The 20,631-nt window shown below is 67.0% G+C and carries 25 protein-coding genes; 9 read left to right on the top strand and 16 right to left on the bottom strand.

Annotation, left to right across the window (positions count from 1 at the left end; genetic code table 11):
• Nucleotides 1-26 precede the first annotated feature (26 nt).
• Nucleotides 27-1,946 (top strand): flavin-containing monooxygenase, encoded by a 1,920-nt coding sequence (locus K3U96_RS12435; protein ID WP_220693197.1) that lies wholly within the window; start codon nucleotides 27-29, stop codon nucleotides 1,944-1,946.
• On the opposite strand, the gene K3U96_RS12430 is transcribed toward K3U96_RS12435, so the two are convergent.
• From K3U96_RS12430 to K3U96_RS12420, 3 genes are all read right to left on the bottom strand, one after another.
• Nucleotides 1,943-2,446 (bottom strand): nuclear transport factor 2 family protein, encoded by a 504-nt coding sequence (locus K3U96_RS12430; protein WP_069404087.1) that lies wholly within the window; start codon nucleotides 2,444-2,446, stop codon nucleotides 1,943-1,945. The two genes, K3U96_RS12435 and K3U96_RS12430, sit on opposite strands and share 4 nt — an antisense overlap.
• Before the next feature lie 240 nt (nucleotides 2,447-2,686).
• Entirely contained in the window at nucleotides 2,687-3,151 is a 465-nt protein-coding gene (locus K3U96_RS12425) for an SRPBCC family protein (RefSeq protein ID WP_069404088.1), read from the bottom strand.
• A 95-nt stretch (nucleotides 3,152-3,246) separates the two neighbouring features.
• The gene (locus tag K3U96_RS12420; protein ID WP_069404110.1) at nucleotides 3,247-3,552 is read right to left on the bottom strand and encodes a hypothetical protein; all 306 of its coding nucleotides are present in this window, start codon (nucleotides 3,550-3,552) and stop codon (nucleotides 3,247-3,249) included.
• A gap of 210 nt (nucleotides 3,553-3,762) precedes the next feature.
• Between K3U96_RS12420 and K3U96_RS12415 the strand changes: the two genes are divergently transcribed.
• On the top strand, nucleotides 3,763-4,647 hold the full coding sequence (locus K3U96_RS12415; RefSeq protein ID WP_069404089.1) for a cyclopropane mycolic acid synthase family methyltransferase: 885 nt from the start codon (nucleotides 3,763-3,765) through the stop codon (nucleotides 4,645-4,647).
• Here K3U96_RS12415 and K3U96_RS12410 read toward each other — a convergent pair whose 3' ends face one another.
• Complete coding sequence (locus tag K3U96_RS12410; RefSeq protein WP_230982508.1) at nucleotides 4,648-4,878, bottom strand: DUF1660 family phage protein; 231 nt, start codon at nucleotides 4,876-4,878, stop codon at nucleotides 4,648-4,650.
• Between the two features lie 5 nt (nucleotides 4,879-4,883).
• Nucleotides 4,884-6,710 (bottom strand): MFS transporter, encoded by a 1,827-nt coding sequence (locus K3U96_RS12405; protein WP_220693196.1) that lies wholly within the window; start codon nucleotides 6,708-6,710, stop codon nucleotides 4,884-4,886.
• A gap of 147 nt (nucleotides 6,711-6,857) precedes the next feature.
• On the opposite strand from K3U96_RS12405, the gene K3U96_RS12400 reads away from it, so the two are divergent.
• Nucleotides 6,858-7,409, top strand: a complete 552-nt coding sequence (locus K3U96_RS12400; protein ID WP_220693195.1) for a lipoprotein LppJ family protein — start codon at nucleotides 6,858-6,860, stop codon at nucleotides 7,407-7,409.
• 9 nt (nucleotides 7,410-7,418) lie between these two features.
• Here K3U96_RS12400 and K3U96_RS12395 read toward each other — a convergent pair whose 3' ends face one another.
• Entirely contained in the window at nucleotides 7,419-7,796 is a 378-nt protein-coding gene (locus tag K3U96_RS12395; RefSeq protein WP_069404092.1) for a thiol-disulfide oxidoreductase DCC family protein, read from the bottom strand.
• A 4-nt stretch (nucleotides 7,797-7,800) separates the two neighbouring features.
• Entirely contained in the window at nucleotides 7,801-8,790 is a 990-nt protein-coding gene (locus tag K3U96_RS12390; RefSeq protein ID WP_220693194.1) for an NAD(P)H-dependent flavin oxidoreductase, read from the bottom strand.
• A 51-nt stretch (nucleotides 8,791-8,841) separates the two neighbouring features.
• Between K3U96_RS12390 and K3U96_RS12385 the strand changes: the two genes are divergently transcribed.
• On the top strand, nucleotides 8,842-9,792 hold the full coding sequence (locus tag K3U96_RS12385; RefSeq protein ID WP_220693506.1) for a threonine ammonia-lyase: 951 nt from the start codon (nucleotides 8,842-8,844) through the stop codon (nucleotides 9,790-9,792).
• A 4-nt stretch (nucleotides 9,793-9,796) separates the two neighbouring features.
• Here the strand turns inward: K3U96_RS12385 and K3U96_RS12380 are convergent, their stop codons facing one another.
• Nucleotides 9,797-11,263 (bottom strand): peptide MFS transporter, encoded by a 1,467-nt coding sequence (locus tag K3U96_RS12380; RefSeq protein WP_220693193.1) that lies wholly within the window; start codon nucleotides 11,261-11,263, stop codon nucleotides 9,797-9,799.
• 210 nt (nucleotides 11,264-11,473) lie between these two features.
• Between K3U96_RS12380 and K3U96_RS12375 the strand changes: the two genes are divergently transcribed.
• Nucleotides 11,474-12,442 carry a DUF7159 family protein gene (locus K3U96_RS12375; protein WP_220693192.1) on the top strand — a complete coding sequence of 323 codons (969 nt, stop codon included), beginning with the start codon at nucleotides 11,474-11,476 and terminating at the stop codon, nucleotides 12,440-12,442.
• A 197-nt stretch (nucleotides 12,443-12,639) separates the two neighbouring features.
• A complete protein-coding gene (locus K3U96_RS12370) occupies nucleotides 12,640-13,383 on the top strand; it encodes a L,D-transpeptidase (RefSeq protein WP_271035593.1) in 744 nt (247 codons plus the stop codon).
• 5 nt (nucleotides 13,384-13,388) lie between these two features.
• Here K3U96_RS12370 and K3U96_RS12365 read toward each other — a convergent pair whose 3' ends face one another.
• From K3U96_RS12365 to K3U96_RS12345, 5 genes are read right to left on the bottom strand one after another with little or no spacing between them, the layout of a single operon-like run.
• A complete protein-coding gene (locus tag K3U96_RS12365) occupies nucleotides 13,389-14,072 on the bottom strand; it encodes a sterol desaturase family protein (RefSeq protein WP_220693191.1) in 684 nt (227 codons plus the stop codon).
• Nucleotides 14,069-14,791 (bottom strand): FadR/GntR family transcriptional regulator, encoded by a 723-nt coding sequence (locus K3U96_RS12360; RefSeq protein WP_220693190.1) that lies wholly within the window; start codon nucleotides 14,789-14,791, stop codon nucleotides 14,069-14,071. Before K3U96_RS12360 ends, K3U96_RS12365 begins: the two co-directional genes overlap by 4 nt.
• A gap of 51 nt (nucleotides 14,792-14,842) precedes the next feature.
• Nucleotides 14,843-15,214: a nuclear transport factor 2 family protein gene (locus K3U96_RS12355; protein WP_220693189.1), complete on the bottom strand. Its 372-nt coding sequence runs from the start codon at nucleotides 15,212-15,214 to the stop codon at nucleotides 14,843-14,845.
• Nucleotides 15,215-15,223: 9 nt separating this feature from the next.
• Entirely contained in the window at nucleotides 15,224-15,643 is a 420-nt protein-coding gene (locus tag K3U96_RS12350) for a lipoprotein LpqH (RefSeq protein WP_220693188.1), read from the bottom strand.
• Between the two features lie 42 nt (nucleotides 15,644-15,685).
• A complete protein-coding gene (locus tag K3U96_RS12345) occupies nucleotides 15,686-16,462 on the bottom strand; it encodes a helix-turn-helix domain-containing protein (protein ID WP_069407163.1) in 777 nt (258 codons plus the stop codon).
• 109 nt (nucleotides 16,463-16,571) lie between these two features.
• On the opposite strand from K3U96_RS12345, the gene K3U96_RS12340 reads away from it, so the two are divergent.
• Nucleotides 16,572-16,877 carry a hypothetical protein gene (locus K3U96_RS12340; RefSeq protein WP_220693187.1) on the top strand — a complete coding sequence of 102 codons (306 nt, stop codon included), beginning with the start codon at nucleotides 16,572-16,574 and terminating at the stop codon, nucleotides 16,875-16,877.
• On the opposite strand, the gene K3U96_RS12335 is transcribed toward K3U96_RS12340, so the two are convergent.
• Complete coding sequence (locus tag K3U96_RS12335; RefSeq protein WP_069407154.1) at nucleotides 16,856-18,097, bottom strand: cytochrome P450; 1,242 nt, start codon at nucleotides 18,095-18,097, stop codon at nucleotides 16,856-16,858. The two genes, K3U96_RS12340 and K3U96_RS12335, sit on opposite strands and share 22 nt — an antisense overlap.
• Nucleotides 18,098-18,317: 220 nt before the next feature.
• Here K3U96_RS12335 and K3U96_RS12330 point away from each other — a divergent pair, with 220 nt between their 5' ends.
• Nucleotides 18,318-18,905, top strand: a complete 588-nt coding sequence (locus K3U96_RS12330) for a hypothetical protein (protein WP_069407153.1) — start codon at nucleotides 18,318-18,320, stop codon at nucleotides 18,903-18,905.
• Between the two features lie 6 nt (nucleotides 18,906-18,911).
• On the opposite strand, the gene K3U96_RS12325 is transcribed toward K3U96_RS12330, so the two are convergent.
• Nucleotides 18,912-19,406, bottom strand: a complete 495-nt coding sequence (locus K3U96_RS12325; RefSeq protein ID WP_230982440.1) for a DUF2867 domain-containing protein — start codon at nucleotides 19,404-19,406, stop codon at nucleotides 18,912-18,914.
• Complete coding sequence (locus tag K3U96_RS12320) at nucleotides 19,403-20,050, bottom strand: DUF2867 domain-containing protein (protein ID WP_308206800.1); 648 nt, start codon at nucleotides 20,048-20,050, stop codon at nucleotides 19,403-19,405. The genes K3U96_RS12325 and K3U96_RS12320 overlap by 4 nt, the downstream gene beginning before the upstream one ends.
• 19 nt (nucleotides 20,051-20,069) lie before the next feature.
• On the opposite strand from K3U96_RS12320, the gene K3U96_RS12315 reads away from it, so the two are divergent.
• A complete protein-coding gene (locus K3U96_RS12315) occupies nucleotides 20,070-20,618 on the top strand; it encodes a TetR/AcrR family transcriptional regulator (protein ID WP_220693186.1) in 549 nt (182 codons plus the stop codon).
• Nucleotides 20,619-20,631 lie beyond the last annotated feature (13 nt).

The raw sequence follows: 20,631 nt of genomic DNA, 5'->3' as shown, positions 1-20,631 counted from the left end.
GCCTCAGCTCAGGCTAGAAAGGACAGGTGCGTAACCCACATGCCGGACAACCATTTACGACGACGGACGAGGAGATCGCCGAGGCGCTGCTCGATGTCAGCATCCCCACGCTGATGCTGTCGTGCGTCCACATGTCCGGCGATCCGAGCCTCATCCGCGGCGAGCTCAGACCCGCCGGCCTGTTCCTCAACGAGGTGCAGGGCTACATGTCCGAGGAGGACAAGGCCGCGGCGCGCAAGATCGCGCTGGACATCATCGCCGACTACCGTGACCGCGGCTGTCCGGAGCCCGAGCCGATCGGCGCGGACCTGCTGCACGAGATGATGCAGTGGCTGGTGTGTGAGCCGGTGCCCGACGAGTACGTGCCGATGCTGCTCGAGGAGATGGAGCTCGACGGCCGCGATGCGCGAGCGGTGCCTCCGTCGGGCGATGCCGCCGACTTCCCCGTGGTGGTTATCGGCTGCGGCGAGTCGGGCCTGCTGGCGGGGATCCGGCTCAAACAAGCGGGCATCCCGTTCACCATCATCGAGAAGAACGCCGGCGTCGGCGGCACCTGGTATCAGAACACGTACCCGGGCGCGCGGGTCGACGTGCCCAACCACTTTTACTGCTACAGCTTCGAGCCGACCGATCAGTGGACCCACTTCTTCGCCGAACAGCCCGAGCTGCAAGGGTATTTCGAGCGCGTGATGGACAAGCACGACATCCGTCGCGACGTGCTGTGGGAGACCGAGGTCACCGAGGCATCCTGGGACGACGACACCGCCACGTGGACGGTTCGTGCCCGCGACCGCAGCGGAACGACAACCGAGCTGTCGGCACGTGCGGTGATCAGCGCGGTTGGGCAGCTCGACCGGCCACTGATCCCGCAGATCGACGGACAGCACGAGTTCGCGGGCCCGACATTCCATTCCAGCGCGTGGGACCACACCGTCGACCTTCGCAACAAGCGGGTCGCGATGATCGGCGCTGGTGCCAGCGGGTTCCAGATCGCTCCGGCGATCGCCGACACCGTCGAGCACCTCACCGTATTCCAACGCACAGCGCAGTGGATGTTCCCGAATATGGGTTATCACGACGAAGTCGGCCCTGGCGTGCAATGGGCTTTGCGGCACTTGCCCTTCTACGGTCGCTGGTACCGCTTCCTGCTGTTCTGGCCGTGGTGCGACAAGGGGTTCGACGTGGCCCGCGTCGACCCGGATTACCCGGACCAGCAGAGGGCGGTCAACGAGGTCAGCGAGGGCGCACGCATCATGTTCACCGAGTGGATCAAAAGCCAGGTCGGCGACGACGCCGACCTGCTGGCCAAGGTGGTGCCGGACTACCCACCGACCGGTAAGCGCACCCTGCAGGACAACGGCAGCTGGCTCAAGACGTTGACGCGCGAGAACGTCGACCTCGTCCGGACCGGGATCCACCACATCGAGACAGACGCGGTCGTCACCGAGGACGGTACTCGGTATCGCGCCGACGTCATCATCTACGCCACCGGATTCGCGCACACCAAGCTGTTGTGGCCCATGACTATTCGCGGTCGCAGCGGTGAAATCCTCAGCGAGCGTTGGGGTGAGCGACCGGCGGCCTATCTGGGCATCACCATTCCCGGCTACCCGAACTTCTTCTGCATGAACGGCCCCGGCACCTGGTTGGCGAGCGGCGGCAGCCTCATCTTCCACTCGGAATGCCAGATGCGCTACATCACACAGTGTCTGGAACTGCTGATCGCTGGCGGGCACAGGACGATGGAGCCCACGGTCGACAAAACGAGGGACTGGCACGAACGCAGCCAGGCCGAGATGCGCACGTTGGTCTGGTCCCAACCCACGATCAAACATTCCTACTTCAAAAACAGCCTCGGCGAGGTACACACGCTGTCGCCGTGGCGGCTCGTCGACTACTGGACCTGGACCCGCGAACCAGACCCGGACGACTTCGTGATCCGTTAAGCCAGTTCCCAGTTCATGTTCTTGGCGAACGTGCGCGCGTCATCGGAGATGGTCCCGAGTTCGTGGCAGCGTTTGATGTACTCCTGCACCATGACCAGGAAGTTCATCGGGTTGTACGCGTCTTCCTCGTAGCTCCACTTGCCGTCTCCGGCGTATTTGAGCACCGTGATGACGGGCGTCTCGTGGATGCTGCCGTCACCGGGGTCCTTCATACGATTCATCACCTTGCTGATCACCATGCCCTTGTCGGCGTCGACCGAGTACCACTCGACCGGGTAGAAGGGCATTTCGCTGCCGGGAAACATGTTCATCGTCGACACGATCCACTCCCGGATCGGTTCGCGCCCAGCCATGTTGCCGAGGGCATGTTCGACGTATGTCGCGTCCTCGGTGAACTGATCGGCGTAGGCCGACCAGTTCCAGCTGGCGCCGATCTCGACCACCGCCTGCTCGTAGCGGTGAAACGCCTCTTCGATCTCCTCGCGTGACCATTGACCCATTCGGAAAGACCCCTTCGGCTGGCGGCGGCGAACTCGAACTCGTTCTACCAAACCGCGCCGCGCGGCGATGCCGATTCAGCCAACGCTCAACATGCGGTCGAGCACTTGCGCGCCAGTGTTTGGCCTATTGCACCCGGGATGGACGCCAAGGTGCTCGGGCCGCGGATCTGTCCGGTCTGCCCGCCATGTATGGTGCGTCGCCTGTGCGACCTCTAACCTAACTCGTTGCAGAACAACGGGTTATGCGTTTTCGGGCGCCTCGACCACCGCCTTGATGCGTTCCAGCGTCTTGCGCATGTCGCGGATGTTGCGCCGTCGCCGCAACTGGCCGCCGAACACTGAGAACAGTTTCATCGCCAGCGAGTCGTTGAGCCGGAACGACTCGGTGACGTCGGTGCCGCCGTCGGCCGGGGTGAGCCGGTAGTGCCAGTTGTTGACGGGTTTGTCCCCGAGCAGCACCGCGAAGCCGAACTCGCGTCCGGGGTCACAGGCGGTGACCTCGCACGTCGTCCAGTACACCGGTCCGATCTCGTTGCGCTTGACGTGCCCCCGGAACCGCGCCCCCAACGCGGGACCGGTGGCCCCGCCGAGCCATTCGGCCTCCATCACCTCGGGGGAGAACTTGCCGGTATTGCGGACATCTGCGATCAGGTTCCAGATGCGCTCTGCCGGCGCCGCCATCGACACCGTCACCGAACCGTCCATATGTGGATCTCCTCGTCGTCGCCGCTATCCCACCTTGGCGTGTCGGGCGCACCGGCACAAGGGCGCCCTCACCGCACGTGGTCCGCGCGGCCGGACTACGGCTGACGCAGTTGGGCGATGTCGCCGTACAGATCGGGCCAGGGTGGCCGACGCACCATGGCCACCCCGGCGAACACCGTGGAGACCAGTCCCACCAGGATGCCCAGCACCGCGATGCGGGTGGTGTCGACCGCGGGTTTCCAACTCGCGCGGCCGTCCTTGATGACGAAAACCCCGGCCGGTTTGGTCACCGGCAACACCGTCGTCCCGTCGGCCGTTTCGTAGGGCTGTCCGTACACGCGCGCGGCGTCGGGGTCGGCATCGAGTCGCCGCAGCAACTGCCCGGCATCTTGTAGGTTCATCCCCTTATCTTGGCCTGTGGTCGGCGCGGGCGGGCCGGTGCGCGCGAACCGTGCGGTCCACATTTGCCACCGGCGTCATACCCCCGCTTGCCATCGCGTTCGGCATCCCCTCACGCGGCGCGTAGACTGCGCAGACGACGGGGGAGGCGCTCGCCCAGACGAGAAAGCCTTACAGATCCAAAACAGAGCTGATGTCCAGAGGGTTGAGTTTTGCCAGAAACCACGAACGACGGCGGGGGCCTGAAGCCCCACTTCGAGGATGTGCAGTCCCACTACGACCTCTCCGATGAGTTTTTCCGGCTCTTCCTCGATCCGACGCAGACCTACAGTTGCGCGTACTTCGAGCGCGACGACATGACGCTGGAAGAAGCCCAGATCGCCAAGATCGACCTGTCGCTGGGCAAGCTGGGGCTGAAGCCCGGGATGACGCTGCTCGACATCGGCTGCGGTTGGGGTGCCACGTTGAACCGGGCGCTGGAGCGCTACGACGTCAATGTGATCGGCCTCACCTTGAGCGAGAATCAGAAGGCCCACGTCGAAAAGCTGTTCGCCCGGTCGTCGAGCCCCCGCAGCAAGCGGGTGCTGCTGCGCGGATGGGAGCAGTTCGACGAGCCGGTCGACCGGATCGTCTCCATCGGCGCGTTCGAGCACTTCGGTCGCGATCGCTACGACGACTTCTTCAAGATGGCCTACGGGGTGCTGCCCCAAGACGGGGTGATGCTGCTGCACACCATCATCAAGCCCACCGACGAGGAGTTCGCCGAGACCGGGCTGCCGTTGACGATGAAGCTGCTGCGCTTCTCGAAGTTCATCATGGACGAGATCTTCCCCGGCGGCGACCTGCCGAAGCCGACGGTCGTCGAGGAGCACGCCGCCAGGGCCGGTTTCGAGCTCAAGCGCGCCCACCGGCTGCGGTTGCACTACGCCCGCACCCTGGACATCTGGGCCGAGGCGCTGCAGGCGCGCAGGGACGAAGCCATCGCGATCCAGTCCGAAGAGGTCTACGACCGGTACATGAAGTACCTGACCGGCTGCGCGGACCTGTTCCGCGAGGGCTACACCGACATCTGCCAGTTCACGCTCGCCAAGGGCTGATCATCCGCGCCGCACGCGGCGCCACAGCCTCAGCGGCAGCAGACCGATCAACGGCGCGCGTTTGCCCAGGTCCTCGACGTCGCGCTTGTTGAACGCCGCGGCATAGCGCCGCGCGTCGTCAGCGGTGGGATAGTTCTTGGCGCCGGCCGCTTCTCCGCACCGCTCACACGCCCACCGCATGGTCTTGCCTTCGGCGACAAACGTCGGCTGGTGCCCGAACACCCGGCACATCGCGGTCACGTGGACGCCGTCTCGCTCTCCGGCGCGACGATCAGACCACGACGCTGGCGGGTGATCCGGTTCTCGGCCAACGCTTCCCGCATGGCCTTACGGAACTCGCCCGGGCCCCAGTAGCGGGCGCCGACCACCCTGTGCAGATCACGCAGCGTGACGGGCCCGTGTTCGCTGACCGCGCGGGAGATCGTCTCGATCTCGTGGTCCAGCGCCGTTTCCGGCGCCCCGGGGCTGGGCGGCTCGCGCCACGCTCCTGCCCATCCCGGCGGCGGACCGGGGCGGTAGCGCCGGGCCCGGGATTGGCTGGCACGCTGGCGTTCCGCGCGTGCTGCGATGCGGGCTTCACGCTCGCGCCGGCCGGGGTCCTGGGCCGCAGCCGACTCGTCGTCTGCCGTGGTCAGCGGCGCTGCCAGCGACTCGAGCGTACGATTTTCGGCTTTGACGCCCAAGGCCAGTTCCACCACCCCCGCGACCGCCATCACGGCGGCCCCGATCAGGAATCCGATCGCCACCAGACCGCGGTCGCCGGACTCGATCAACTGACCGAACAGCAGCGGCCCGGTGATGCCGCCGATCGCGGTGCCGATCGCGTAGAAGAACGCGATCGCCAACGCGCGGGTCTCCATCGGGAAGATCTCGCTGACGGTCAGATAGGCCGCGCTGGCGCCCGAGGACGCGAGAAAGAAGCAGAGCGACAACACCGCGATGAACACCCAGGCCCCACCGGCTTCGGCGACGAAGAGTCCCGCGAGCGCGGCCGCGATGACCGCCGATCCGATATAGGCGAACGAGATCATGGGTTTACGCCCGATGGTGTCGAACAACCGCCCGAGCACCAGCGGTCCGCCGAAATTGCTTAGCGCCCAAACGATGAAGAACACCGGCACGATCCCGGATGCCACGCCGTAGAACGTGCTCAAGATGGTGCCGAGGTTGAACGTGAACGCGTTGTAGATGAAGGCCTGCCCGATGAACAGGGCCAGGCACAGGAAGGCCCGACGCGGATACTTGGTGAAGGCCACCTTGGCGATTTCCCGGAACGAGATCGTCTTGCGCTGATGCACGGTCAGCGAGCCCTCGGCGTCTTCGAGCGGCGAGCTTGTCTCGCGCTGCACGTCGCGCTCGATCTCACCCACGATCCGTTCGGCCTCGTCCTCATAGCCGTGGATGAAAAGCCAACGGGGGCTTTCGGGTACATGGCGGCGCACCACCAGCACGACGAGGCCGAAGACCGCACCGATCCCGAACGCGATCCGCCAGCCGATGTCGGTGGGGAAGATCGAGGTGTCCAACAGCAGCAGCGCGCCCGCGGCGCCGCCGGCCGCGCCCAGCCAGTACGAGCCGTTGATGACCAGGTCGACGCGGCCCCTGACGCGAGCGGGGATCAGTTCGTCGATCGCAGAGTTGATCGCGGCGTACTCGCCGCCGATACCGGCGCCGGTGAAGAACCGGGCGAGATAGAAGTACCACGGTGCGAACGCGAAAGCTGTTGCCACCGTGGCGATCAGGTACACCATGAGCGTGAGCATGAACAGCTTCTTGCGGCCGAACCGGTCGGTCAGCTGACCGAAGAACAGCGCGCCCAGGCATGCTCCGGTGATGTAAATTGCTGCGGCGATGCCGATCTCACCGACGGTGAGCTCGATGCCGCTACCTTCCTCGGTCAGCCGGGAGGCGACGTTGCCCACCATGGTGACTTCGAGGCCGTCGAGGATCCACACCCCGCCCAGGCCGAGGATCACCCGCCAGTGGAAACGCGACCAGGGCAGCCGGTCCAACCGCGACGGCACCTGGGTAGTGATCGTGCCGGTCTCCGCCTGTGTGGTCATCGCGCCCTCCCTACCCGTCCATGGCTGGCAGGGGAGTACCCAACCTGCGGGGGGTTATCCCGATCCTGGCCTGCGCCAGCGCTACCTGCGCCAACTTCGCTATCGTTGCGCTCAGTACGTGTGAATACCCGCAAGGAGGGGAGGGCCGTGCCGGGCCGGCTTGAGTGGATCCGGTCGCGACAGTCCACGGCGTTGCTGTGGGCGGCTCTGACGCTGTGCCTGCTTCTCGGGGTGGCCGTTGTGGTCGTCAACGAACCGGTCGCGCAGACGCCCGGTCTGCACGCCGAACCGCTCACCGACGAGCAGGCCGCGGCCCAGGTGGTCGACGCCGCCCGGCAGATCGTCGCCGCAGCACACCTGCGACAGCCTGCGGGCGGTTACGCGTACTTCTCATGCAAGAACGCCGACGAACCGCCCTATCAAGCGTCCCTCTACCTCAATTTCGATTTGCCGCAAGATAATTGGCGATATCTGGACGACGTCGCAGCCGCCATGGCCGCGCATGGCTGGGTGCCCGCGCCGACAGCGGCCGAACACTTCGGCCACAAGCTCACCAGGGCCGGCGTGACGTCGGTTTTGTACCGCCAGGATGCCCGCGCCGACGTCGCAACGATGCGGCTCTACGGCGAGTGTCGCAACACCACAGATCACCGCGCGGACAACCCGGCGTGGACCGAAGTGCGGTTCGAACAGCGCTGAGCGCTCCGCTCAGCAGGACACCGGATGCGACTCGCAGTACGGCGTGGTGCCCGGGAAACGGTAGCGGTGATCGGCGACCCACCGGTACACCGCTTCCTGAAGCGCGCGAACGCCAGGAAGACGGTAGACCCGCAGCGGCAGGGGGGTGCCGAGCGCACAGGACAGCGCGGCGTTGACCGCCTCGGCTCCGGTGTAGACCGCGCCGGATGCGTCCAGCCAGCGCGCCGCATCCAGCCGCTGCGATTCCGGGATGCCGAGCCGGCGCGCAGCGTCGTCCGCCTGCAGCGGTTCGGTCCTCAGGTCACCGGTGCGGTCGAATTTCAGCAACAGGTTCCGTGAGCGGGTGCACATTCCGCACCGGCCGTCGAAGAACAGCACTCCGGTCATGTCCTCAGTGTCCTCCCGGCCAGAGTTCGGCAACAGCCTCGCGGGCCGAGATCACAGAGTCGATCCGCAACACCGTTTCGCCGGCATAGAGCGCGGTTCGATCGACCGACGACTCGGGCATGTCCACCGTGGGAGCGACGGGAGAGAACAGTGGCAACGCCGGCTTCTGCAGGCTCATCACCGACGCCGCCGCGCGGTCGGGAAGCCGGGCCAGCGGACTGCTGAGCGCATTCACCAGCCGAGGCGCCAGCCGGGCACGTCCGTCGTCGTCACACCAGCGGCGGGTGGCGGCGTTGGCGACCACCCGGTGCGGCGCGGGCCAGGCGAGCCCGAACAGTGTGGTACGAAACGTCTTGTCGGCAGCTAGAATTCGCTGTTGGTATACGGGATGGGCGCGGGATTCACGCGTTAACAGGAACCGTGTGCCCGCCACCACACCGTCGGCTCCCGCGGCCAGCGCCGCGCGGGTGTCCTGCGCCGACGCGATACCGCCCGCGAGCAGCACCGGTCGGCCATCGGCGATGCGCGACGCCACCGGCAGGAAGCCCAGCGCGTCGGTGTCGCCGGTCAGATGGCCACCGGCCTCGCGCCCCTGGGCGATCAACCCGTCGGCGCCCCAGGCGATGGCCCTGCGGGCCTGCGGTTCGGTGCCGACCATGACGAAGACGAGCACCCCGCCGTCGCGGAGCCGCTGGATCATCGACCGGTCGATGCCGAACGCCATCACCGCGACGTCGACCCGAGAGTTCACGCATGCCTCGAGGTGGCTGCGCCGGACGAACGGCATCAGCAGGTTCACCGCGACCGCACGGCCCGGGGCCACCTCCCGCACGCGCTGGGCGGCGTCGATGAGCCGGTCGGGCGCGGTCAGGCCCAGGGTGCCCAGGGCGCCGGCAGCGGCGACGGCGCCGGCCAGTTCGGGGCCGGCCAACCCGCCGCCCATTCCCGCTTGGGCGACAGGAACATCGAGGCGCAGCCGGTCAAGCAGATCCATGATCCGTCACGGACCCAGCCTATCGGCCGGCGCGTGCGCCAGACTGAACGGATGCGGTTGGTGACGATCGAGGACATCGAAGACGCGGCGGCCCGAGTCCGCGCGTTCATCGTGCGCACGCCACTGCTTCCGGCGGGGTGGGCGGGTGACGAGGACCGGCCGCTGTGGATCAAACCGGAGAGCCTGCAGTCGATCGGTGCGTTCAAGGTCCGCGGCGCGTTCAACGCGATCGGTCGTCTCGACGAGTCTGTGCGCACCAGGGGAGTGGTCGCCTACTCCAGCGGCAACCACGCCCAGGCGGTCGCGTACGCCGCCGCGGTGTTCGGGATCCCCGCGCACATCGTCATGCCGCGCGAAACCCCGGCGATCAAAGTGGACGCCACCGGCCGGCACGGCGCCGAGGTCGTGCTGTGCGACGCCGGGCAGCGTGAGCGCGTGGCCGCCGACGTCGTCGAACAAACCGGCGGCGTGCTGATACCGCCGTTCGACCACCCCGACATCATTGCGGGCCAGGGCACCATCGGCTGCGAGATCGCCGAGGACCTGCCCACCGTCGACAACGTGTTGGTGCCGGTCAGCGGCGGCGGTCTCGCGTCGGGGGTCGGTACGGCGATCAAGGCGCTGTGCCCGAACGCCCGGGTGTTCGGGGTGGAACCGGAGTTGGCGGCCGACACCGCGCAGGCGCTGCGCGTCGGTCACCGCGTCGAATGGTCGATCGAGGACCGCAACCGCACCATCGCCGATGGCCTTCGCTCGCAACCGTCCGAGTTGACGTTCGCGCACCTGCAGGCGGTACTCGACGGTGTCATCACCGTGACCGAGGACGAAATCCGCTCCGCGGTAAGCGAACTCGCGATCCACGCGCACCTGGTCAGCGAACCCAGCGGTGCGGTCGGCTTCGCCGCCTACCGCAAGGGTTCCATCCCGGCGGGGCGCACGGTGATGGTCCTGTCCGGCGGCAACATCGAACCTGCACTGCTGCAGGACATCCTGAGCTCCTAACCGCTCAGTGCACGCCTTCCATCTGCCTGCTGATCCACGGCGCCAACGCGAAGACGATGACTCCGGCCAGGACCGCCACGGCACCGAGGATTCCGAAGTAGGCGAACTCGCGTGCCGGATCGTAGTAGCGGGCCAACACCCCCGACATCGACGTACCCAGCCCCATCGACAGGAAGTACAGCGCCATCATCTGCGCGCGGAACGCCTCTGGTGCGAGCTTGGTGGTGACCGACAACCCGATCGGCGAGAGCAGCAACTCGCTGACCGCGAACAGCGCCATGATCCCGACCACCAGCGGTGCGGGCACGACGTTTCCCGTCGTGCCCGCCATCGGCAGGAACAGCAGGAACGCCAAGCCCATCCCGATCACGCCGTACGCGAACTTGCGCGGGGTGGTGGGCGCACGGTTACCCAACCGCGTCCACATGATCGCGAACAGCGGTGAGAGCACGATGATCCAGATGGGCTCGATCGAGCCGATCCAGTTCGACGGTGCGGTCCAGCCGAAGATCGACCAGTTCATCCGTTCATCGGAGTAGACGGCCAGCACCGTGAAGATCTGCTGAAACAGCGACCAGAACACCGCGTTGGCGATGAACAGCGGAACGAATGCGCGCAGCCGCATCCGTTCGACCGGGGAGACCTTCGGGCTGCGCAGCATCACCGCGAAATATCCGATCGAGGCGAGCGCGATGACACCGGCGGTGACCTGAGACAGATTGGACAGCCTGACCATCCCGGTCGCCCAGACCGCCACAACCACGACGGCTGCTGCCGCGGCGACGCCTATCAGCGAGCCAACGGCACTGCGCGGCAAGGGGTTGGGCACAGTGCGTCCCTGCTCACCGAGATTTCTCCGGAACACGACGTACTGCGTCAACCCCAGCGCCATACCGACCGCGGCGGCACCGAAGCCGTAGTGAAATCCGATGCGGGTCTGCAACAGCCCGGTGAGCAGCGGCCCGATGAACCCGCCGAGGTTGATGCCGAGATAGAACAGCGTGAAGCCGCCGTCACACCGCGGGTCACCCTTCGCATACAGCGTGCCCAGAAGCGATGACGCGTTAGCCTTCAACGCGCCGGAACCGAAGGCCACCAGCACCAGGCCGACCCCCACCCCGGTCAGCCCGGGGATGACGGCCAGCGCGATGTGACCACACATCACCACCACACCGCCGTAGAAAACGGTGCGCTCCATGCCCAGAAGCCGATCGGCGATCCAACCGCCCAACACCGTCGAGAGATAGACCAGGCCGCCGTATGCGCCGACCAGCCCGGTGGCGGTGCTCTTCGGCAACCCCAGGCCGCCCTCGGTGGCCGAGTAGTAGAGGTAATAGCCGAGGATCGTGAGCATCCCGTAGAACGAAAAGCGTTCCCACAGCTCGACGCCGAAAAGGTTTGCCAGCCCGACCGGATGACCGAAGAACGTGCGTCCCGCCGGCGGATTGTCGGTCTGGTCGACTGCTGCCATGAACCATCAGCCTGCCACGCGCCCCGCCGGCTGTGGTCGATACCGTCCAGAAGTGCCTGGCAAATACTTGACCGTGGACCCTGCAGGAGTTTCATGTGGCACAGCACATTTCGATTCGGGTGTGATTCGGTGGCCTGCGATACCCGCAGATCCACTGGGAGAGCGTGCTGTTAACGTCACCGGGGTAGGTGGACGTCCGAAGGGGTGTGCGTGGACGCCGTACTTGGCTTGTCCGTGACGCCGTCCGCCGTCGGGGTGATCCTGGTCGAAGGACCCGACGACGACGGTCGCACCGTTGACCACACAGCATTCGAGATCTTCGGAGCCCGACGCGCAACGCCGCTGCAGCGGTCCGAGCAGACGGCGGCGGCAGTGCTGCGAACCGAGGAGTTGGCCGCCGAGCGTGGCCAGCGGCTCTCCTGCATCGGGGTGACCTGGAGCGAGGACTCCAGCACCGAGGCGGCACTGCTGCTGAAGACGTTGGGCGACTGCGGGTTTGACAACGTACTGCCGGTCAGCCTGCTCGAGTCCTCCGAGGCGTTGGCATGGGGCGTCGCGGACGTCATCGGGTACGACGTCACCGCGGTGTGCGTCATCGAAGCCACGACCGCGATCACCTTGATCGTCCACAACAGCGAAGGTGCGGTACAGACCGCCGTCAGCCACGGCATCGACAGCGAGCAGGCGCTGATTCGCTGGCTTTCCGCCGTCTTCTGCCGGGTCGACTGGCCGCCGCAGGCGTTGGTGATGGTCAGCGCGGGCAGCGGTATCGACGACCTGCTGCCGCGCCTGGAAGAGGTGCTCGCGGTGCCGGTGTTCGCCCCAGCGGGTTCGGAGCTGGCGCTGGCCCGCGGCGCGGCAATGGCCTCCGCGCATGACCCCGAGCTCGCGATCGACGACTTCGGAGCCCCTGCCAGCCGCGCGCCGCGCCGCCGTCGGCGCATCGGCCAGACCGCACCCCTGGCCATGCTCGCCGCCGGGGCGGTGGCCTTCGTGGTGTCGCTGTCGATCGCGGTCAGCATGGAGCTGGCCCCGACCGATGCGGCACCGACAGAACCTCGCCCCGCGGTCACCTCCGCCCCGGAGGCGGCCGCCGCCGTGAGTCCGATGCCGCCTGCCCCGCCGCCGCCCGCTTCCGGGCCGCTACCGCCTGCACCGTTCGCCCCGCCACCCGGCTGACATCGCGGCGCGTGGCCTTTGCCCTGAAACGATCCGGGCAGCGCGATCGATTAGCGGGTAGACCGCATATGACGAGCCGGCCGACTCGACGGCCGTTTCAACTGCGGTTGCCGAGCGGATCGGCCGAGAGAACTTAGGATGGCAGTGTGCTGAATGCCCGAATGCGCCGATTGCCGGCGCTGCGTCGTGCCGTGCGAATGATCGTGGTCGTGGCCGGGGTGGCTGCGCTCACCACGCTGGGGTCCGTCGCGGTCGGATCCGCGCGGGTCACCACGTCCACCGACGTCGTCAGCGTTCAACCGGCGGGCCAGACGGTGGGCGTCGCGCATCCGGTGACGGTGACGTTTGCCGGCCCCATCGCGGACCGGGCGGCCGCCGAGCGCATCATCGACATCGACATCGACATCGACATCGCCTCGCCGGAGCCGTCGGCCGGCACGTTCACCTGGCTGAGCGATCGGGTGGTGGAGTTCACCCCGACGACGTTCTGGCCTGCGTATTCGACCGTCACAGTGACCGCAGGCGGCGCGAAGACCAACTTCCAGACCGGCGCGAAAGTGGTGAGCGTCGCCGACATCAGCGCGCACACCTTCACCGTCAGCATCGACGGCGAGGTGGCCCGCGAGATGCCCGCGTCGATGGGCAAGCCCAAGTACCCGACGCCGACCGGTACCTTCACCGCGCTCGAGAAGCAGCGCCGCGTCACGTTTGATTCCCGCACGATCGGCATTCCGCTCGACGATCCCGAGGGTTACCTGATCAAGGGCGAGTACGGTGTGCGCGTCACCTGGGGCGGCGTCTACGTGCACTCCGCGCCCTGGTCGGTCGGTTCGCAGGGGTACGCCAACGTCAGCCACGGCTGCATCAACCTCAGCCCCGACAACGCGGCCTGGTATTTCGACACTGTCCGGCTCGGCGACCCGATTATCGTCCAGGCGTGAAGGTCTCACCCGGCCGCAGCTGAAACGTTTTCGGCGTGAAGGTTCTTCACCGTCGGTGAGTTCTCGACCTCGGCCGGATCGGGATACGTCCGCAGCACCCGGTCGGCGGTGCCCGAACTGGTCACGGTGAACCAGTAGTGCTCGTTTTTGAAGTGGTGCTGGCGGTGGTTACGCCAGATTGCGCGGTACAGCCGGGTTTTGGGCTTGTAGTCGGTGTGGATCAGGTAATGCGTCCACTCATATGCCAGACCGAACGCCGCGATGCAGGCCAGGAATGTCAGCCCCATGCCGAGCCGCGGGAAGGCCAACACCGCGACGCCGACCGCGAGCGGAAGCACCCACAGCAGCGCCTTCCACGGTATGAAGATCAACCCGACGGCGCGCGGGTTCATATGGTGAGCTCGGTGCTCTCGGGCGAGCAGCGGGTCAACGGTGAACGGACCGAACGTCTTTGGCCGCCAGTGCAGGATGAACACGTGCACGACCCACTCGAGGAACGGGAAGAGCGCAACCATCACCACCGGCACCGCGGCGTCGGTGGGCCGCCAGTCGCCGACGACGATCCGCGCAACCAGCGCGGCAGCCAGCGTCGCGCTGATCATCCAGGGGGACGGATACTTCCAGAACTCCCGCCGGGCATCGGCCAGGGTGAATGCTCTGCGGGTGGTGCGCGTCGGTGCGGTGCTCATCGGTTTTCCTCCAGGTTCTCCAACGCGGCCAGCAGTGCGGCCGTGGCGGGTTCGAGCAGATCGTGGGCGGCCTGTCTGGCGCGCGCGGGCTCGCCGGCGACGATCGCATCGGCCAGTTCCCGATAGGCCTGCGGGCGACCCACCTCGTCGGCCATCACCGCGGCCAGGGCCGGCAGCGCCGGTTCGTAGGTGGCGCGCAGGGTGTTGTACATCAGCCGGAAGGCGATCGAATCCGCCCCGTCGACGACGTGGTCCCAGAAACTCAGCGCATGGCGTTGCTGTTCGACCGGATCCGGTTCCTCGGCCAGGGTGCGCAATGCGTCGTCGAGCAGTGCGGGCAGTTCGGGGCCGCGCCGCTGGGCTGCGAGTTCGGCGACCTTGGGTCCGTTGTGCAGGCGGGTTTCCAGGATGCTGCGGACGACGCCCACATCCAGTTCACCGGCGCGAATGAGCAGCCGGGGCAGCAGGTCCAGCCCGGCGTGCCTGCGGAAGTCGCGAACCGTGGTGGCGTCGCCCTGTCGCACCTCGACCAGACCGGCGGCGGTGAGCCGCTTGAGCGCCTCGCGGACAGCGGGCCGCGACACCCCGAGCACCTCGGCCAGCCTGCGTTCACTGGGCAGCGCCTGTCCGGGCTGCATCTCGCCGCTGAGGACCTCGGCGACGATCTGGTCGAAGACGTCCTCGGGCACGGAGCGGCGGTTGACCGGTTGCAGCACCATGCCGCCACCATGCCAGCGCGCCGGCCAGAGGTCAAGTGGTCAGACCAGTTGCTAAGTGGCGCTGAGCCGCGCCTTCATCGCTTCGGCCAGCGCCAGCATCGCCTTCATCGGCCGCACCATGACCGTGAGTTCGGTGATCACCCCGTCGTCGTCGCGCCGAATGAAGTCGCAGCCTTCCAGATGCTTGTCGCCGACCCTGGCCTTGAACACGAGCGCGTGATCGCGGGCATCTTCGGCGCCGATCTCACGGACATAGCGGAAGTCCTCGAAGACTTCGACGACCGCACTGAGAATGCGCCGCAGCGCCTCGCGCCCCTCGTACGGGGTGAACACGACCGGGCTCTTGAACACCACGTCGTCGTGGACGAGCGCGAGGGCAGCGTCCAGGTCCCCGGTTTCGATCGCGACGCGAAAGGGATGCATCACCGCTCCTCAGCAGTTGGCTTCGATGCGGAACGTCGCGGTGACGGCGTTGCTCGGATTGTCGGTGAACGCGCCGTCGGCCGATCCGTCGATGATGAATGTTCCGCCCTCACCGGTCACCTCGGCCTCACCGATGCTGCCCTTCCAGAAGGTGCCGGTGAACCCTCCGACGTCGCGGAAATCAATCGCCTGGACGCTGACCTGATCGCCGGTCTCAATGGTGGCGGTGAACCCCTTGTCCTTGTCGGGGGTTTGGATGGTCCACGCCCATCCGGACTGTGAGCAGTTCACGGGGTGGGGATCTCCGGTGCTCTCGCCGTTGATGATCACCTTCGCGGTCGTGCCGCCCAATGCCGCCGGCGGTGACGCACATCCAGCAGTGCCGACGAGAAGCACAACTGCGGCCGCCGTAACAAGTCGGTTGTCCATGTGCCCAGACTCTATTGCCGTTGGCGGTGATCCACGGGCGTTTCACCGCAGAGCGGCGGCGGTGTCGTCGTCGGCGGGCAGGAACGCCTCGATGGAAAGCTCTGCGGCAGTGACGTCGAGCGCGGTGCCGAACGTGGTGACCATGCTCAAAAAGCTCAGCAGTCGCCCGTCGGACGTATAGAGCTCGAGCGGCACGGCGACCCCGCCCAGGTCGAGGGTTTCGTCGAAACCTCCTGGGTAGGCTTCGATCTCAGCGAGCAGCGCCGCCAGGTCCGCCGAACCGCTGACGGCCGCCTCACGACGCAACCGGGCGATCAGATGATGCCGCCACTGTGCGAGGTTTCGGATGCGTGGTGCCAAACCTTCCGGGTGCAACGCAACGCGAAGCGCGTTCGGCCGGTCGAGCAGGTGCGGTGCCACCCCTTCCAGCAACACACCGGCGCCCGCGTTGGCGTGCACGATCTGCCAGCCCCGGTCCACCACCACACACGGGAACGGGTGGTAGGCGCCAAGGACCCGCTCGACACCTTCACGCACGGCGGCCATGTCCGGGTCGTCGAGGGTGCGTTCGCCGTAGACCGGCGCCAGGCCGGCGGCCAGCAGCAATTGGTTCTGTTCGCGCTGGGGCACGTCGAGCACCCGCGCAAGGCGCAACACCATCGCCCGGCTCGGTGCGGACCGCCCGGTCTCGATGAAGCTGAGGTGGCGCGCCGAAACGTCGGCCTCGATCGCCAGGTCGAGTTGGGACAGCCGGCGGCGTTGCCGCCAGTCGCGCATGAGGGCGCCGAACGCCGGCGCCGGTGCGTCGAGTGTGCTCACGGGTTCAGTGTCACCCACCACGACGTCCGCGACCACTACCTGTCAGGTAATTGCGGCGCTTACCTGCGGGGCGCACGGTGGAGGTGTCAGCCCGAGCGAAGGAGTGACGATGGCGACCACATCGCCCGCCGATACGCCGATTCCACGGTGGCTGCGTTTCGTGCTGGTCTGCGACCGCGCGGGGTCGGCGGCCTACATCGGCGCCGGGTTCTTCTTCGCGCCGGTGCTCGCGGTGCTGTCACCGTGGCCGACGGTGACCGCGGTGCTGTGGGCGCTCATCGGGTTGTTCGGGTTGTGGCTGGCCCTGCTCGGGGTGGCGATGGCGACCGGCCTGGCGATGGTCTTGCGAGCGAACGCCGAGGTCCCCGAGGAGTACTGGCGCTCGATCATCGACTACCGGCCTGCGCCGGAGTAGTCCACCTGCCAGTGTTTGATGCCGTTGAGCCAGCCCGACCGTAGCCGTTCGGGCTTGGCGAGCGGCGCGAGGTCAGGAATGTGGTCGGCCACGGCGTTGAACATCAGGTCAATGGTCATACGCGCGAGGTTGGCGCCGATGCAGTAGTGCGCCCCGGTGCCGCCGAAACCCACGTGCGGGTTGGGATCTCGCAAGATATTGAACGTGAACGGATCGTCGAACACGTCCTCGTCGAAGTTGGCCGACCGGTAGAACATCACGACCCGCTGGCCCTTCTTGATCTGGATGCCGGACAATTCGGTGTCCTCCAGCGCGGTGCGCTGAAACGAGGTGACCGGGGTGGCCCACCGGACGATTTCGTCGGCGGCGGTCGCGGGGCGCTCCTTCTTGAACAGCTCCCACTGATCGGGGAAGTCGGTGAACGCCATCATGCCCTGGGTGATGGAGTTGCGCGTGGTCTCGTTGCCCGCGACGGCGAGCAGGATGACGAAGAACCCGAGTTCGTCATCGGAGAGCTTGTGCCCTTCGACGTCGGCCTGCACGAGCTTGGTGACGAGGTCTTCGCCGGGGGTGTCGGCGCGCTCGGCGGCCAGCTTCATCCCGTACATGATCAGCTCGGCCGACGCGGTGATCGCGTCGTTGTCGGCGAACTCCGGGTCCTGGTCGCCGACCATCTGGTTGGACCAGTGAAAGAGCTTCATCCGCTCTTCCTGCGGCACGCCCATCAGCCCGGCGATAGCCTGCAGGGGCAGTTCGGCGGACACCTGCTCGACGAAGTCGCCGGAGCCTTCGGCCGCGGCGGCCTTGGCGATCGCATGGGCGCGCTGGCCGAGTTCGTCGCGCAGCCTCTCGATCGCGCGCGGGGTGAACGCGCGCGAGATGATCTTGCGCAGATGGGTGTGGTGGGGGGCATCCATGTTGAGCAGGACGTACTTACCCCGCTCGATCTGCTCGCCGACCGTGCCGTCGCGGTACCGCGGTAGCGCGGTCTTGGCCAGGCTGGAGAAGACGTCGCTGCGCAGCGACACTTCCTTGACGTCCTTGTGCTTGGTGACCACCCAGAATCCGCCGTCGTCGAAGCCACCTGTCCCGATCGGCTGCTCGTTCCACCAGATCGGCGCGATGCGGCGCAGCTCGGCGAGTTCCTCGATCGGCAGCCGTTCGGTGTAGATGTCGGGATCGGTGAAGTCGAAACCGGGCGGGAGGTTCGGAGTCGGCATGGATGGATTCCTCACATGACGGTGTCTAGTACGCCTATCGCATTGCTACACCACAGTTGAGCCCGCTGAAGCATGTTGGCTGATTTCGGAAGTGAAACGTGTTCTGACGGTGGCGCTAATTGACCTCTTGGTCACGGGCGGCACAGGTGTAACAATTTTGTCGGTCCGGCATATTCATTCAGTGACGCCACCTGTGGAGGGCACCGGAAAGGGGGCATGCGTGAGGTTGGACATCGACGCGAAAGCAGTCGCGCTCGCCGCCTGGGGGCTTGGTGCGATCAGCGCGCTGGTGATCGCATCGCCGTCGGCGCTGGCCGCCCCCGTCGCCCCCACACCGCCCGCCCCACCTCCGCCCGCACCCGTCGCGGCGCAGACCGTTCCCACCCCGGCCGCGCCGCCCGCGGTGGCGGCAGCCGCTTCCACGCCGGTCCCCGCACCGGCCGCCCCTGCACCGGCACCGCCGCCCCCCGAAGCGGTCGCTTCCGACGCGGGCGCTCCCGATGCGGCGCCGCCGGTGGAGGGCACCCCGCACTTGGCGAGCCCGGAGAACCTGCCGCCCGACACCACGCTGACGCCGGTCGACCCACAGCGCAGCCGCGGGCTGACCTACCTGCGCGAGTTGTGGCATGCGGTGCGGACCCAGGAGGTCAGCGGTGAGGACGCCCTGCTCCTGCTGACGCAGCGTCCGCTGGACCCGAACGCCACGCCGCCGCCGGGCATGTCGGCGAACCCGACGCCGCCCCAGCCCGCGACCGCACCCGCGCCGGCCGGTGAACCCCCGGCGCCGGCTGCAGCGCCGGCCCCGTAGCCGCGCTTACCGGTATGCGCGTCGTCTGGCTGCCTCGAGCAACTCGCGCACGGTGCGCAGATGTGCCGGTCTCACCGCCGCCCACAGTGCCCGCACGACCGGATTCGCGAACCGCACAAGGGTTGCGAACACCAACGTCTCGCCGTCCTTGGTGATCAACAACTGGGCGGGCATTCCGATGCGCGATTCGGCGCCCAGCAGGACGACGTCGGGTGCGCGCCGCAGCACCTGCCAACCCAGCACCCGGTCACTCGACTGACCCCGGCCGATCACCAGGCCGAGGGACGACCACCCCGCCAGAAGCCGGGTCCGGGTGGCCTGCGGGGCGCCCTCCAAGATCTCGCGCGCCCATTGTTCGGCGGTCCGCTCGACCGTCGGGTCGACGTCGACGAAAAACGTGTCGGCATAGTCGATCCGGGGCAACGTGCTCAATGCCGTCACAGACTGCGGCACCTCGACCTGGCACACCCGCCTCGCCCGCCCGATCGTGTCGCCGGTCACCGGTGCGCTCCCAGCACTGAACGCTGCCACTGCCGACCGATGTCCCGCAGCATCAGCGGATAGACCGCCAGATACCGGAACGGTGCGATGGCCGCCATATACGTCGACCCGAGAATTCCGTTCGGCTTGACCAGAACGGCGATCTGACCGCGATAACCGTCCGCGCCGTCGGGAACCCAGCCCACGTGCAGCACACCGTGCATGGTCTGGTTGGCGATCTCCAGCGCGAACTCGTCCTCGGTGAGGTACAGCGGCACGAACGGATCGGCGCCGAGGCCGAGATCCGTTGCGGTGCCGGCCAGATCGGCAGGCAGCCGATCGCGCAGCGTCTCGACCCGCGCGCCAAGGCCGGTCTGCTGGCGATCGAGGCCGAGCAGGCGCCCAAGGGCAAACCGGATCGCGAACAGGCCCCGCACCACGATCGACGGTGATCGTCCCGGATCGAACGACCTCATCAAACGCACCAGTTGCGCAAAGTCGTCGGGTCCGCCGGGTGTGGGCAGCGCCCACACGTCCAAGAGTCGAAAATCCTTGGTAATCACATGAATTCGCCACGGGTGGCCGGTGTGGTCTGCCGCGGTCAGTAATCTGGAACCAAACATACAGTAGTGTATGCTTAGCGCCGAAGCGACGTCAAGACCCACCTACGCAACGGAGCCGGCCATGGTCGCCCAAACCCGCACACCCAAAAGCACATGGATCGACGCCGGCCTCGACGCGCTCGCGGCGGGCGGCCCGGACGCAGTGCGCGTGGAGCCCCTGGCGCAGGCCCTGGGTGTCACCCGCGGTGGCTTCTACTGGCACTTCGCGAGCCGCCAGGCGTTCCTCGACGAGATCCTCGACGCGTGGGAGTTCCGAAGCACCGACGAAACGCTGCAGCGGGTCGAGCAGGACGGCGGGGAAGCCCGCGACAAGGTGCGCCGGGCGGGCATGTTGACGTTTTCCGCCGAGCTGCTACCGATCGATCTCGCGGTGCGCGACTGGGCGCGCCGGGACCCCGTGGTGGCCAACCGACTGCGCCGCGTCGACAACCGACGGATGGACTACCTGCGCACGATGATCGGCAGCTTCGTCGACGACCCCGACGACGTGGAGGCCCGCAGCATGCTGGCGTTCTCACTGGCCATCGGCGGTCATTTCATCGCCGCCGACCACGGCGGACGTAGCAGACGGCAAGTGGTGGAACTGGCCACCCATCGACTGCTCGACTGATTCGAGCCTCGTG

This window comes from Mycolicibacterium holsaticum DSM 44478 = JCM 12374 (assembly GCF_019645835.1).
GTDB classification, from domain to species: domain Bacteria; phylum Actinomycetota; class Actinomycetes; order Mycobacteriales; family Mycobacteriaceae; genus Mycobacterium; species Mycobacterium holsaticum.
This window is presented reverse-complemented; position numbering and strand designations above follow the sequence as displayed.

Bases quoted from the DNA above. Each gene is read 5' to 3' on its own strand.
- K3U96_RS12420 (WP_069404110.1), bottom strand. From the start codon at position 3,552: ATGAACCTACAAGATGCCGGGCAGTTGCTGCGGCGACTCGATGCCGAC.
- K3U96_RS12360 (WP_220693190.1), bottom strand. From the start codon at position 14,791: ATGGTGCTGCAACCGGTCAACCGCCGCTCCGTGCCCGAGGACGTCTTC.
- K3U96_RS12355 (WP_220693189.1), bottom strand. From the start codon at position 15,214: ATGCATCCCTTTCGCGTCGCGATCGAAACCGGGGACCTGGACGCTGCC.
- K3U96_RS12430 (WP_069404087.1), bottom strand. From the start codon at position 2,446: ATGGGTCAATGGTCACGCGAGGAGATCGAAGAGGCGTTTCACCGCTAC.
- K3U96_RS12335 (WP_069407154.1), bottom strand. From the start codon at position 18,097: ATGCCGACTCCGAACCTCCCGCCCGGTTTCGACTTCACCGATCCCGAC.
- K3U96_RS12380 (WP_220693193.1), bottom strand. From the start codon at position 11,263: ATGGCAGCAGTCGACCAGACCGACAATCCGCCGGCGGGACGCACGTTC.
- K3U96_RS12365 (WP_220693191.1), bottom strand. From the start codon at position 14,072: ATGAGCACCGCACCGACGCGCACCACCCGCAGAGCATTCACCCTGGCC.
- K3U96_RS12315 (WP_220693186.1), top strand. From the start codon at position 20,070: ATGGTCGCCCAAACCCGCACACCCAAAAGCACATGGATCGACGCCGGC.
- K3U96_RS12405 (WP_220693196.1), bottom strand. From the start codon at position 6,710: ATGACCACACAGGCGGAGACCGGCACGATCACTACCCAGGTGCCGTCG.
- K3U96_RS12385 (WP_220693506.1), top strand. From the start codon at position 8,842: ATGCGGTTGGTGACGATCGAGGACATCGAAGACGCGGCGGCCCGAGTC.
- K3U96_RS12370 (WP_271035593.1), top strand. From the start codon at position 12,640: ATGATCGTGGTCGTGGCCGGGGTGGCTGCGCTCACCACGCTGGGGTCC.
- K3U96_RS12425 (WP_069404088.1), bottom strand. From the start codon at position 3,151: ATGGACGGTTCGGTGACGGTGTCGATGGCGGCGCCGGCAGAGCGCATC.
- K3U96_RS12340 (WP_220693187.1), top strand. From the start codon at position 16,572: ATGGCGACCACATCGCCCGCCGATACGCCGATTCCACGGTGGCTGCGT.
- K3U96_RS12395 (WP_069404092.1), bottom strand. From the start codon at position 7,796: ATGACCGGAGTGCTGTTCTTCGACGGCCGGTGCGGAATGTGCACCCGC.
- K3U96_RS12410 (WP_230982508.1), bottom strand. From the start codon at position 4,878: ATGTGCCGGGTGTTCGGGCACCAGCCGACGTTTGTCGCCGAAGGCAAG.
- K3U96_RS12350 (WP_220693188.1), bottom strand. From the start codon at position 15,643: ATGGACAACCGACTTGTTACGGCGGCCGCAGTTGTGCTTCTCGTCGGC.
- K3U96_RS12390 (WP_220693194.1), bottom strand. From the start codon at position 8,790: ATGGATCTGCTTGACCGGCTGCGCCTCGATGTTCCTGTCGCCCAAGCG.